The organism is Paracoccus sp. SCSIO 75233 (genome assembly GCF_027912675.1).
Classification (GTDB): domain Bacteria; phylum Pseudomonadota; class Alphaproteobacteria; order Rhodobacterales; family Rhodobacteraceae; genus Paracoccus.
This window is the reverse complement of sequence record NZ_CP115757.1, coordinates 1,941,914-1,955,853: the sequence shown is the minus strand read 5'-3', so window position 1 is coordinate 1,955,853 and position 13,940 is coordinate 1,941,914. Positions and strand designations below refer to the sequence as shown.

The window sequence follows — 13,940 nt, the reverse complement described above, 5'->3', positions numbered from 1 at the left end:
CGCGGGGCCTCACTTCATCAGGGTTTCGGGAAGCCAGGTCGACAGCGCGGGAACCAGCGTCACGACCAGCAGGGACAGGATAAGCGGTATGAAGAATGGCATGACCCCCGCGATCACCTGCCCGATGGGCATGCGGGCGACGATTGAGATCATGTAAAGGCTCATGCCCACTGGCGGCGTCAGCAGCCCGATCATCAGGTTCAGCACAAAGACGATGCCAAGCTGCAACGGGTCGACGCCGGCTGCGGTCAGCGCGGGCGCAACGATCGGCGCGATAATCAGGATCGCGGCGATGCTTTCCAGCACCATCCCGACGATCAGCAGCAGGACATTCACAAGCAGCAGCAGGACCAACGGATTTTCCGACACGCCCAGAAGCAGCGCCGAAACCTTCATCGGCACCTGATCCAGCGTCAGGACCCATGCAAACAGCGCCGCCGTGGCCACCACGAACAGGATATTTGCCGTGGCTTCCGTGGTCTCGCGCAGGGCAGCAAGTATCTTGCGCGGCCCGAGGCTGCGATAGACGAAAATCCCGATCAGCATTGCATAGGCCACGGTGACGCCGGCGACCTCGGTCGGGCCGAAATAGCCGCTCAGAAGCCCGCCGATCAGCAGAACGGGTGCAAACAGCGCCGGTAGCGAGAACATGAATTTCCGCATCACATCCCCCGCGCCTGGACGGATATCGTCGCGCGGCAGGCTCCGCATCCGCGCAATCACGGCGACCTGAATCATCAGGAACGCGGTCAGCAGCAGCGCCGGTACGATCCCGGCGATCAGCAGCTTGACGGCCGAGACATTGGCGACCGACGCATAGATGATGATCGGGATCGACGGCGGGAAGATCGGCCCGATCGTAGCCGCGGCAACGGTCAGCCCTGCGGCGAAATCCTTGCGGTAGCCCTGCCGCGTCATCTCGTCGACCTGAATCTTGCCAAGCGCGCCAATATCGGCAAGCGCCGCACCCGAAACCCCTGAAAAGATCAGCGAAACGAAGATCGAGACCTGTGCGACCGCACCACGGATGCGACCGAAGATCATGCGAACGAGGTCGAACATTTGTGTGGTGACGCCGGTCGCGTTCAGCAGGCTTGCGGCAAAGATGAACAGCGGCACCGCCAGCAATGGAGAGCTGTCGAGCGAGTTCAGACTGCGTTGCGCCAGCACCGACACCGGCAGGCCCTGAACCACGATGACCACAGCAGAAGACAGGCCCAGGCAGACGGCGACCGGCGCGCCAAGCACAAGCAGCACGGCGAAGATGGCAAGAAGCAGAAGGCTCATGGCTGGGGCACCTGTGGGGGATCGGCTTCGGTTCGGAAGCCGTCGGAGGGGTCACGGCCACGCAGACAGGCGATGACGCGCTGCAGGGCGACGGCGGCCAGCATCAGACTGCCGGCCAATGCGAGCGAATAATAGACCCAGTTCGGAACCCGCATCGCCGGGGTCAGGAACTTGCCAGCCCGCGGCAGGAACTCTGCAAAGCTCCACAAAAGCAGCACGGCGAACGCCAGCGTCGCGATATCTGCGATCAGCACCATCCAGCGGCGCAGAGCGGGCTTGACGGCATCGGGCAGCATCGTGACCGAGACCAGCACCTGCCGCCCGGCCAGCGCTGGTACGCCCAGAAAAACCAGCCCGATCCCGCAGAACCGCGCAAGTTCATCCGCCCAAGGCAGGCCGGTCGCGGCAAAATTGCGGGCCAGCACCTGCAGCACGACCAGCCCGGCCATCAGTGCCAGCAGCAGCATTCCGGCAGCGATGCCGAGATGCGTCAACCGGGGCAGAAGGCCCGGCCTGTCTGCCCCGGCCATCATCAGGAAATGGCTTCGATCTTGGCGTAGAGATCGCCATATTGCGAACCGAAACGCTCATCGACGACCTTGCTGACCGCCTCGCGGAAGGCCTCGATCTGCAGGCCATCATCCGGGCCGATCACGGTCATGCCAGTATCGCGAAGCGCCTGCGTTTCGGCCTCTTCATTGTCCTGAATGGCCTTGGTGGCCTTTTCGCGCGTCTGCAGGGCAGCTTCGCGCACGGCATCCTTCTGGGCGTCGGGCAGGCCCTGCCAGACGTCCTCGTTCATCACCACGACTTCGGCATTCGACATATGCCCGGTCAGCATCAGATGCGACTGCACCTCATACAGCTTGACGTTCAGGACCACATTGACAGGATTTTCCTGCCCCTGAACGACGCCGGTCGCCAATGCGGTCGGCACCTCGGACCAGTCGACGGGAACGGCGACGGCGCCCATCCCCTCGACGGCGGCGGTATAGATCGGGAACGGCACGGCGCGGATCTTGACGCCGTCCAGATCGGCGGGCGACATCACCGCCTTGTTGCAGGTCAGGTTCCGCTTGCCGAAGTAATGGGCATAGATCACACGGACATTGGCGGCGGCGATCAGGCCCTCGTTCAATTCCTGCATGACCGGGCTGTCAACATCGGTGACCTTCATAAGATGGTCGATGTCGCGGTAGAGATAGGGCGTATCCAGTGCTGCGAAGGGTTCATAAAGTGAACCGAGCGCGCCCGCCGTGTTATGCGAGAAGGCAATCGTGCCAAGCGACACGGCCTCGGCCAGCTCCTGCAGCTTGCCAAGCTGACTGGCTGGGAAAACCTGCACCTCGATGTCGCCGCCAGACGTCTGGCCAAGCGCCTCGGCAAACCAGTCAGCCTGAGCGCCCGCGACCGAGGCGGGTTCGTTATTGTGGCCGTAACGCAGGCTGGTCTGCGCAAAGCCGCGACGCGGCAGCATGGTCATGGCGGCGGCGCCGGCGCCAAGCGCCATGAAGCCGCGACGGCCGAATTGAAGACGATGGTTGGTCATGGGTCTCCTCCCCTTACCGGTTTGACGCGATTTGATGTGCGGATGGCCCTTCTCCCATGGCCATACGAGTCGCAGCACAAACGATATTGACCAAGGGTATGGATCGGGGGATCATCCGTCAAAGCGAATGAAATGAGTTGTTTTGATGTGTTCTGATGTCCCCGGCCCGCCCGATGGCGCACCAAAGCGGCCAACCTTGCCCGATCTGGCGCGGGCTGCGGGCGTGTCGCTGGCGACCGTCGACCGGATCATAAATCAGCGTCGCGGCGTCAAGGAACGGACGCGGTTGCGAGTGCTGGAATTGGCGCGAGAGATGGGGGTGCTCAGCGCCGGGGAAGCGGCGGCCTATACCACACGGCCGCCACCGAATATCGTCTTTCTGCTGCCCTCGGGTGGCAATCCCTATCTGAGGCTGCTTGGCGACAAGTTGCGGGCGCGGATAGGAGGCGGGCCCGGCGCACCAAATCTGCGCTGCTTCTTCATTGACGGCTTCAATGCAGACGCCCTGGCCGAAGCACTGCGCCGCAATGCCGGCTGGGCCGACGGCATCGCCTTTTTCGCTATCGAACATCCGGCGGTCAGGCAGGCTGCAATCGAGATCGCTGAGCGTGGGACCCGGCTTGTGACCATCGTGTCTGATCTCGGTTTATCCTCTGGTATCAATCACGTCGGGCTGGACAATCACGCCGTCGGCCGAACCGCTGGCCTTCTGATCGGTCGCCTCTCGGGCGGAACCGGTTCCGTCGCCCTTGTCGCCGGATCGCGGCATTACCGCGCGCACTCCGAACGAGAAGCCGGTGTGCTGAGCATCATGGAAGAGATGTTTCCAGACCTTCATGTGATGCCCATGCGGGAGGGCCATGACGATCCCGGCGAGAACTACCGGCTGACGCTGGACCTTCTGGACCGCCATCCTGATCTGACGGGCATCTACAATGTCGGCGGCGCGTCAGGTGGCATCTGTCGCGCCCTGCGCGAACGAGGCCGCCGGGACGTGGTCATGATCGGGCACGGGCTGACCACCGATACGCGCAAGGCATTGATTGATTGCAGCATGGATGCGGTGTTTGAATTGGCACCGGAAACCCTTATCGACGGTGCCATAGCACGCCTGACCCGGTCCGATGGCAACGCCGCACGGCCACGCCTGCATATCTATTTTCGTGAAAACCTTGATTAGGCTAATCAATATCCGGTGGCAGAGATAGGTTGCGAACCTGTTGCGACCAAAGTTGTCGGTCGGACTATACATAAGGCACTTCATTGGAATGCGCCGACGAACCGTCGATGAATATCGGCCCTCACCTACCTTTCGCTTCATGGCCGAGCGCCGCGGCGCAGCTTCACCAGAACGGCCATTCGTAAATCACGCAGCATTTCGGCAAATCGATGATCCGTGGCGCTGTCTAAGCTAAACTTCCGATGGAAAAGGGCTTGTTGCTCGAAGCCCCGTGCTTAGTGAGCAAGACCTATCCACGATTTGTCATCACCATCGGAACGCAATCCACACAGCGCCCCTGTTTAAAGGCATAGTCCTGGAAACGTCCTTCCCGCGACCCGTCCACGTCCCTTAAACGCCTCCTTGCCTCAAGATTAGCGAAGAAGGTGTCGACGGGACACGGCGCTATTCACCACTACGATTTCTCGATGAACAAACTGCATTCCTTTTGATAAGACATGAGATTGTCGACACCCGACGTTACATCTACGCGCCACTTTGCGCCCGAACCGCAGTTCCGTATGATGACAATCCGGTCGTGAAAATGCTGCCCTCTACTGGGTTCCCATGGCCTTAGATCGATCCTGCCTGATACATGTGTCCCGGCCACCGCGCGAAGCCCATTGCTCTGAGTATCAGTGTAGTCCTCTCCATTGCGCGGGTTCCAAATCAACTTCAGAGCTTCGATGCTCGCTCCCGCGCCGCGCATTGCGGACAAGAGTTCTCCCAGCTTCGCACGGTTGCGAGTTGAGGCCCCCAAATAGGGGTCCTGCACTTCGAGCTCAACGACCTGCCCCCTCAGTTCATGGAAGACCGCAGAAACATCACGCGGTTGACCGGCTCGGAAACGGTGCACCGAGAGACGATCGAGAAGTTGCGCGAACACCCCTGAAGATGGGGCTTTCAAGACATCATTAATACGCTTTGTGATCCATAAAGTTGCTAAGTCATCCAAGCCATGACGTCGAAAACACACACCAGCCCCGGATCCGGAAAGCAGAGGCAGCTTTACCTCACCGTCGTAGAGCTCTTCGCTAACCACACCTCCAAACATCGTCAGCCTTGGCGCCCCTGCCAGCTTTTCGGCTTCCAGACTGACCAGTGTGAGGCGGCCGGAATCTTCCAACGGGCGTAGCAACTCTGCGATTTGGCGATCAGTCCCGGTTGGCGTCTCGTCTCCCAACGCCTTGTAAACCATCCAGGCCCGCCGCTTTTGATCGTCCTCCAGCCAATCACGAAGCGATCGAGCGCTACCCAAAGCGGTTTCAGGTTCTTCTGAACCCCAAAGCGCATCGCCCACAGCGATGATGTCCTTGTGCCCTTTCAAGCTGCTCCTGAGAGCTCCCCCGAGAGGTGCATTCGAAGGAATAGCGTCGCCCGGGACGTGGCTTGGTTTTACGATAGATTGGGAAACGACCCTTTCCAACCACGCACGAGAGATATGCCGGTCCATCTGATCCCACCAAATTTGGTTGGAGTAGTCATTGAGACAATGCACGCAAGAGGTTTGGCATTTCTTGACGCAGTTGAGCTTTTCAAGAGACTCTAAGAAGAGCTTTCGGGCGGAGAAGCGACTTTCCTCAACCAATCGTCGGGCATAGCCAGCACCACCTGGCGTCGCATCAGCCAGGATGATGTCGAAACCTCCAGGAGGCGCAATCTCAAATGTCGCCCTCAAGTCCCTCGGGTCGGTGCCAAGCATGTCGGCTGCGGCCAATCTGATGGCTTCTGCTGCCCCACGTAGAACGTCCTCTCGCCAGGCATTTTCATCAGCCACAGTTTCAGGGACATTGATCGGCACACCAATCCGGATGATCCTGATATCCGTTGAATATGTGTGCGCCAGGTCCGTCGCGCCCTTAAGCTCCTCTACCGGGCAAAGGTTGCCGTTCCGTGGATCATGATGCTTCGATGAGACGGAGGCGAATCCAAAGTAGTTCTTGGGCGCTGGCTCTGCATGTTCGCACCGCGGGCAACGCATATAGCCGGTTCCATTTGGGCCTCGGTTGACCACGATCATCTTCCCTTCCGGAGCATCGTCCGAACCAAGAGCCGAAGCAAAGAACGTGCTGACGTCACGAATATCTGTAGTGGCCATCGCATCTGACGGTGCCTTCGTTAGAAGGCGAGCTTCATCCACGGCACGAGGGCGCAAACGGGAGGAACCTGGCTCCCCGCCAGCTCTATCCTTGTAATTAGTCAGGAATCCGACAGGCTCTACAAACCGACGGGGCATGTCCAGGCTCCCACTACAGGATGGACAGCTTGCAAGAGGAGGTTCATCCTTTTGCAGTCGCTCTACGTTTCTGCAATGCCGGCAGACCTGAAGTTGCCCCTCGTCGATCCAGACATCATTCGCCGAATGCGAGCTTCTGCGCGAGACTCCTGCACTGGTCCATACTCGCCCGCCTGCAATTGTTTCCGCGCCGGGAGCGAACTCCGAGATCGCCAGAGACGCGTCTCGTGCGAGTTCGATATCATCACTTCCTTTGCCCTGCCCACGATCTCGAACGACCTCCAGGGTCAAGGAACTCACAGGGAAGCTATAGGTGGGGATGATGCCCAAGCGCGAGAGGCTATCGGTCAGTAGCCGGTCAAGGAAAAGCTGCTTCTCTTTGCCGGCATTAAGGACTCTACGGGTCGCTCTCAGTCTTTCTTCTTCGGTGTCCGCCGAACCGACTTGAGCTTCGGCATCCTGATAGCGAGCTTCAATTGTCTGCCATCGTGAGCAAACATCGTCGAGCCATCGGGCAAACGCTTCATCGCGCACATGTCGTGTGAGTTCCTGTCCGGACAATGCGACGCCGGTCGGTATCCCGGTCGACATACCTTCAGCGGTGCTCAGCGCTATCTTGCCATCGTTGGATTGTAGCCAAATGGCGAAGTCTTCAAGCAAAGCCTTCTGGTTCGCCGCATCAAGGCGATCAGCCAGCACATCCCGCAAACGAGGCGATCCGGTTCGAGAGCTGGTTGCCAATCTCTGGCCGAACCAACCAGCCAATACGCATGAAGTCTGGTGCCTGTGAAAAAACCTAGGGTTTTCGAGATTGATGTAGGGGACGTGCGGCAGTGCATTCAGATATTCATCGAAGCGCAGAAAGGAAGACTGATCATACCGGCTGCCTTTCGCAATGGTGAGTGCGATCGGGGCGACTTGGGCCCGCCGGCCCGCACGGCCGGCCCGCTGCTGATAGTTGGCAATTCCTGGTGGCACATTCCGACAGATGACGGCTTCCAGATCGCCAAGATCGACGCCCATTTCCATTGTCGTCGTGCAACTTAGGACATTGACATCACCAGTGCGAAAACTCCCTTCAATTTCATTCCGGAGCGCAGACCCAATTGCGGCCGTGTGTTCTCTGGCGATGGCAGCGCCGGGCTGAGACTTCCAACGTTTGACATAGTAGTTTTCAAGGACAGTGGTATCAGCTTCGGACTCCGGCAGTTGGGAGACTGTGCCCTTACAGTGATTAGCCAAGCAAACACCGCCAAGGTCAAAGGATGCAATTCGCCCGCAGGAGTCACAGCTAAATCGATTTGAAGTTTTGCCAAGCTTGACCTTATCGAGGTCGATCACCATCGCGAGGCTGCCCTTCTTCAGAACGCCGACACGAGGGCGCACCATTACGTTCCAGCAGGCTTCAGCAAGCCGATCAGCATCTTCACGGCTTAGGTCAAGTCGATCACAAAGAACCCAGAGAAGCCGTGTCTTGTCGCGAGGTCGCGTCGGGAGGACGCGTCGGATGCGCGTCGCGTTGCTCTCTTTCCGAAGTTCCCACGAGATCCTCTCGGACCCCAATCCACGGCCCCAAATTGCCTCGTCGCCGAGGTCAAGACGCCCATCAAGGTCCGAAATCGCGCGGCTTTGCCGCATCATCATAAGTATGAAGCGCGTGACACCAGGAACGAATTTTGACAAATGGGCTGAACCAGCTTCGTCGAGCTGTGTCTCAATTCTACGATCCACCTTGTCCAAGCCGTCGTGCTCAACCGACATTAGGCCATATGCTTCCAGGGAGGCGCGGCCTCGTCCGCCTAGGGTTACCTCCGCCGTCACCAAGGCAGCCATTCGGTCCTTGAGTTCGGTTCCCGTGAGATGAGTCGATTGATCACCTCGGTCAAACATACGGAATCTGTGTTTCTTGAGACGGGCAGAAACTTCGGACGCCAAGTTGGTGAGCGAAAGATCGTCCTCCGAACGAACTGCTTCGATCATTGCCCCACGGATAGCCTCCACCCTGGAAATGCGCTCGAGAAACGGCGCAAAAAATGCAGCGTCTTGCCGATTGTCCGAGAAAGCCAGAAGCGAACGGCCATGCAATGGAGCCTCCGAGTTCGGCTTCGGCGGAAGTGCTTCCAGCAAGGTTTGTGTAGCCATCGCAGAAGTCGCTTCATCGCCCGCATAGATTGTCGTCAACGGCTCTGCAAAGGCGCCCTTATTCTCACCGCATGCCAAACAAGATCGGACGTATTTCTTTCGATCATGGTCATCGCTGACGCACTCCGCCACCTGGAGCGACAATATACCTTCGCCCGGACCATCTTCGAGCTGTCCCGTTCTTGGATCAAAATGCACTACTTCGATATCGTCGTTAATTTCCTCGTCCTCGTCTAACGCAGCGGCGCCGGCGCCGACCAATCTTAGGACCGTCCGCTCGGCATGGCTGTTACGAGGGGGGATCGCAGCCAAACGAATACCATCGTCCCATGCTTCGACATATGGTTCACCACAGGACCGACAGACCATGAGCGGCCATGCAGCAGGCGCGCCTTCAAGAGGATCGCGGCCGGTTTTGCCAGCAAGAACCCTGCTCCATTTTTCGGGACTACTTGCGGAAAGCTCTACGAGTGCTCCCTCAATTGTAGTCGCCGCAATGTGGTATCGTGCCGGTAGGAGAGGAAACCCCCCAGAATGTTTAGGAACCGCGAGCACGGCCACATTCACCAATGCGATTAGCGCCTGTTCAGCCAGTTCGGACCCAACATCAGGGAAGACAACTTCTGCAAGCCGCTCGAGAAGCATCAAGCCGCTTGTCTTCTTATGTAGTTCTGTCGCTACGACACGGACTTCCGACATATCTGACAGAGATTTGAGCAGAGCGCTGCCCAAGTCCCCGCCCGAAAGACGAAGCACGTCGCCCAATTCGTCGTTCCAATTCTCGAGATGGAAATCTTCCTCCTCGGGGGTCAGCGCTCCGTCCTCTCTCAACCGGGCCAAGCCCTCGCCCAGACGAACCCAATCTTCGGCAACCATCGACTTGAGTTCCCGCTGTTCTCTCAGTAGTGGATGAAGCTCTCTCTCTCCCGTGATCACGGCAGCGTCTCCCGAGCCAAAAGGTTCATCAAAAAGCTTCTGGGCAAACTTGGTCAGGTCATCCTTTCGCTCAGGATCTAAACTTGCCGACGTCCCAACACAGCGCAGCCTACCTGTTTCCATTCCTAAATTCGCCTTGAGCTTTCTAAGCAGGAAGGCAACCTCGATGGCTTGAGCTCCAGCGTAGGTATGTAGTTCGTCCAACACCAACCATCTCAGGTCAGCATTTCTTAGTAGCTGGCGATTGCGAGGAAGAAGCAGAACATGCTCGAGCATCGCATAGTTGGTAATCAAGATGTCAGGGGGGGTATCCAGCATCTCTGCCCGGGAAAGGAGCCAATTCGATGGCGCACGATTTGCGCCTGGGAATGCATCTTCGAAACTTGGTGACGCCGTAATATCGCGTTCGATATCCACTCGGCTCGCGCCGGGTGTTGTCTGGCCCGTGAAACGACCGAGAGTGAGACCTGGATCATCCAGCTCGTTGAAAAGAAGTCGCGCGATCCGGAACATCTGATCCGTTGCAAGAGCGTTCAGCGGATATACAAGGATTGCTTTTACACCAGGTTTGCCGAGGCCATGACACAAAAGATCGTCAATCAGCGGGAACAAGAATGACTCTGTCTTGCCCGAGCCAGTTCCCGTTGCGACGATATAGTTTTCGTCTCGTCCAATTGCGGCTTGCTGGTGCCGGTGCAGCGGCCGCGCCCACAAACTGGGCGCCTTTTTCTCCATCCCACCCCAAAGTGGAGACAAAGCACCTCGGGAGACAAGAGATTGAATGGAATCGCCCTTCTGAAAATCCGGAAGACTCTCTACGAATGGTCCCTTTAGTAGCCCTTCACCTTGGATCATTTGGTTCGTCGCAGCCCTGAGCTCTGGAGCGACGACGGAGGATATGGAAGCAGCCGCGGTGGTGAAGCTTCGGAGCCGTGCCTCGAGAACCTTTCGAAAAAGGAGCGGATCCATGGCCGAAGAACCGAATCCTTCGTAAAATATATCCTTCATGAGTTGCTCCTTACTTCAATCTCGGCAGCAATGAGGTGAAACATGAATAGCTCCCGCCCCAGCCGAAGCATTTCCCCAATAGTGCCAAGCACCTCAGACGCACTTTCCTGAAGTGCATTCGAAACTCTATCAAGCAAGGCCTCGACCGTCTTTGGCCCATGCCTGCTCGCGACTGCGAACGCGAGCAACGCCTGTTCGATCATATGAACAGAGGCGTCTTCGTCACCTTCAGAACTTAGCAGGCGACCTGATAGTTCAGAATCACGCAAGACGCTGGCCACTCGGTTCAAGTTTAAGCTTCGAAGTGACATTCGACCCTCTGCATCGCCAGCTCCAAGCACTTCATGCGCCTCAACGCGGTCGCGGAGGAGTGCAAGGGCCGTCGCAGCATGATCAGGTCCAAGCGCTGTTGACCCCATCCACTCACTCGGCCTTTCGAAAAGCCCTGAGAAGATCACGGGGAGCTTCGAAGGCCGAAAATTTCTCAGCTTTTCGTCAGCCTTCTCGGCTGTCTTAGCGTTTGAAAAAGCAAACAGTGCTTCCGAGGCAATATCCAAAGACCGCAGTCGTTCGACTGCCGCGTCCGAAATAATACGAAGAATGCGCTCTGCACCACTGGAGTCAGAAAAGACATGAAAACTGATCGAGGGCTCGGCAAAGAGGGTTGGGAACTCCTGAATGACATGAACCATCGGCAACCAGTCAGGCTCATCATCCTTCATCGCAAGAAGCAACAAGCGCCCGGTGCCCCCGGGTTTCGATACCATGGCCCGAATCACTTCAGACCAACGTTTCTGGAGTAGCGTGCCCAAGGAGTTCTCCCACGCGACAGGAGCAAAACACTTGGTCAGCCAGTGCTCGAGTTGCGTAAGTTGCTTTGGACCGTTCAGGCCTTCGATTCCGCCAAGTAAAGGGAAGGCGTAGTGGTCTCTACGGGGGTTGCTTAACTGGAACCATTCACTGTCGCCCATCCGACGAACGCGTATGTTGAGGAGACACAATCCGGTCAGCGAATGTCCATCTACTTGGATAGCGATGCGAGCCCCCATCGACTTAACGTCTTTCAGCCAGAACTGAGTAGGCGCTTCCGTAGGCAAGTGATCGAAGCTGATTTCGCTTTCATCTCGTTCCCCGTTCTCGGTGACCAATTGGACTTTGGCGCCACCGACTTTGAACGGCATTTCGATAGATAGACTGGTTCCCCCTGACCAGGTGCGGACGTTCACCTGAGTTGGCTCGTGCGCACCTTCAATTGTCGTAATGAGCGTGGGCAGCCCCTCGCCAGAAATGTGGACGATATCGCCGCCGTCGACTGTAGCAATTGGGATCGCATAGGTAGGCCTATCCCTGAAAGCCCCCTGCACGGTCCGCGCGCCAATCTTCAGCGAGGCGTTTTTATCAGGCGAAGTTAGAACAAGTGCGTCGCTGCGCGTCGAGATGCCCATAATAAGAACGTCGCCCAGCCTCCATGGGGTTATCGTGCCATCGACTCGCTCCAAAACGCCACTGAGCATCTTCGGTCGGACCGAGAAGTGAGTTACTCGCCCCTCAAGGCGAAACGCCATTCTCCCCTCTGAATATCCACCGTTGCGATCCAAGCAAACTTGTCCTTGGTCATCTTGCGAGACGTGCTGAGATTCAGAAGGAACAAAGTTCTGAGGGGGCAGCCTCGACGAGAGTACAAGGCCAACTTGCTCTGTGAACCCTGGCCAGACCACAAGTTTTCTTTTGAAGCGGGTCTTGATGGCCTGCTTGGTCTCGCTGCTCGAACGCAGCAGGGTAAGCGAGACGGAAAGTGGGTCAGCATTGTCATCTATATGGGCACGTCGCATCAATTCGGCCAAATGGACAACCGCGATACCCCGCCCATCGACCTGAACTTCAACGTCAGTTTCAATGCCGCTTGCCTCAACTTGAACAAAGCCAGGACGCCGAGCCCCATCGATATGCCCGGCCAAGAGCTCGCTCGATCCGAAGTCGAGCTCAATTTCTGTATCCGCGCTCCACATGTTTGGCGCACCTATTCCACGCGCCACGGGGCGAGAAGTGATAGAGATCTGAGGACGCCTCACACCTGAGAGCAACCAGCGCTGAGAGCCTCGCGCGATGGCGACGCGACCTGAGCGTAGATCTACATTTGAAGCAAAAAGTCCTGGGGCGATTTCTTGGGTAGGCTGGCCGGCAACCTGGAAGCTCTCGTTCGCAACAACTATTGCTGTTGCAACGATGCCGCTGAGCATCGTTTCTCCGTGTGTTGAACGTTCCGAGATATTAACTTGGCGCCCGGTGTTGCTGTCAAACAGAACAAAACCAGCGGTTTGAAACACTCCTATCCGGCCCGGCTGATCGCCCTCCCACGTCACTTCCTTCGGCAAAGGGTATGGAAGCGGCCAAAGGCGGCCCGCACGAACTCTGTGAGGAGTACCATCCAAGAACAGCTTGAAGCGGTGTGGCTGGCCGGGGATCGCCAACTGAGGCCGTCCATCTTCCCATACGAGACGAGGCACGGGTGCAACCCGGACCGACGCCCCCGATCCTCCGCTGGAGGCGCTTACAAGTTGCTCGCCGAAGTGAATCAGATAATCTGTTTTCGAAGAAAAGGCATTCTGATCCCGACGCCAATCTACATATGCGGAAGCCATCCACGCAGAGTGGTCCATTAGGATTGGTCTCTGTAATACCTGTATGCCAGCATCCAGAAAGTGCAGTGCATCATCTTCCCAACGATTCAATAACACGATGTCATCTTGGTCGGGTAGGCCAAGGGACCTCTCCTGCGCGATGAACGCCTTGGCAAGGTGGTGAAGCTGCGAACGAGAGACGCCCGCGTGAATCTGAAATGCATGGACGTGTCGATCGAAACCATCCGATGCAAGACCGAGTTTCCGGCACGTTCGTATGAAAGACGCAGTAACGGCGCGGCGTTCGTCAGGCGTCCTAACATGTCGACCCAGAAGGTCTTCCACCAGCGGCCAAACTTTTGCATTGCCATCTGCACCATACCCTTCCGAAAGAGTGGCACAGATCGCCCAACTAATCGCGTAGCCGAACTTCTTCAAAAGCGCCTCCAATCGCCAGTCCGACAAGGCTCGCAAGGCTGCACGAGCGTCCGGGAGCTTCTTCGCACTCAGCGCCAACCCCAAGAAGGGCGATGCGTCAGCCTTGAGCTGTGACCGCATTACCAAGAGATCTAAAGTGCGAAGCTTTTTTTTGGCATCCTGGCGGTCTGCCGCCTCTCGAACAGCCATCTGTGACAATTATTCTGTCCTTGCAATTTACGGGTCTCTAAAGTCTCCATATTAAAGGGAAGTTACCTGTCAGCAAAAGGGCCGCCGGATGCAATTGCCGTGACGCGATACCATTGTAGGCCGGCCAGCTCCTCGTCTTGTATAGGCGGGGGTGAGGACCTACTGACGCATCTCAACTACCACGCTGATTTCGCGAAAGGAATCCCCCAACCGATTTGTGCGACATATCCCCTCGCTGTGGTAGAATTCTTGGAAGACCATCCTGCGCCTGAGGTGGGGCACGCGATCTTTCACCTGGTTCCTGCTGACCTTGCC

General features: G+C 57.4%; 6 protein-coding genes. 1 reads left to right on the top strand and 5 read right to left on the bottom strand.

The genetic code is table 11. The annotated features are described in order from the left end of the window. Nucleotides 1-9 precede the first annotated feature (9 nt). Genes PAF12_RS09425 through PAF12_RS09415 form a run of 3 tightly spaced genes read right to left on the bottom strand, consistent with a single transcriptional unit; the run spans nt 10 to nt 2,836 of the window. The gene (locus PAF12_RS09425) at nt 10-1,287 is read right to left on the bottom strand and encodes a TRAP transporter large permease (protein ID WP_271106678.1); all 1,278 of its coding nucleotides are present in this window, start codon (nt 1,285-1,287) and stop codon (nt 10-12) included. Next, on the bottom strand, nt 1,284-1,820 hold the full coding sequence (locus tag PAF12_RS09420; RefSeq protein ID WP_271106677.1) for a TRAP transporter small permease: 537 nt from the start codon (nt 1,818-1,820) through the stop codon (nt 1,284-1,286). Before PAF12_RS09420 ends, PAF12_RS09425 begins: the two co-directional genes overlap by 4 nt. Beyond that, nucleotides 1,820-2,836, bottom strand: coding sequence for a TRAP transporter substrate-binding protein (locus PAF12_RS09415; protein WP_271106676.1), 1,017 nt, complete (start codon nt 2,834-2,836; stop codon nt 1,820-1,822). The genes PAF12_RS09420 and PAF12_RS09415 overlap by 1 nt, the downstream gene beginning before the upstream one ends. Before the next feature lie 145 nt (nt 2,837-2,981). On the opposite strand from PAF12_RS09415, the gene PAF12_RS09410 reads away from it, so the two are divergent. After that, entirely contained in the window at nt 2,982-4,016 is a 1,035-nt protein-coding gene (locus PAF12_RS09410; protein ID WP_271106675.1) for a LacI family DNA-binding transcriptional regulator, read from the top strand. 454 nt (nt 4,017-4,470) lie between these two features. Here PAF12_RS09410 and PAF12_RS09405 read toward each other — a convergent pair whose 3' ends face one another. Beyond that, nucleotides 4,471-10,377, bottom strand: a complete 5,907-nt coding sequence (locus PAF12_RS09405) for a DEAD/DEAH box helicase (RefSeq protein ID WP_271106674.1) — start codon at nt 10,375-10,377, stop codon at nt 4,471-4,473. Next, complete coding sequence (locus tag PAF12_RS09400; RefSeq protein WP_271106673.1) at nt 10,374-13,634, bottom strand: hypothetical protein; 3,261 nt, start codon at nt 13,632-13,634, stop codon at nt 10,374-10,376. Before PAF12_RS09400 ends, PAF12_RS09405 begins: the two co-directional genes overlap by 4 nt. Nucleotides 13,635-13,940 lie beyond the last annotated feature (306 nt).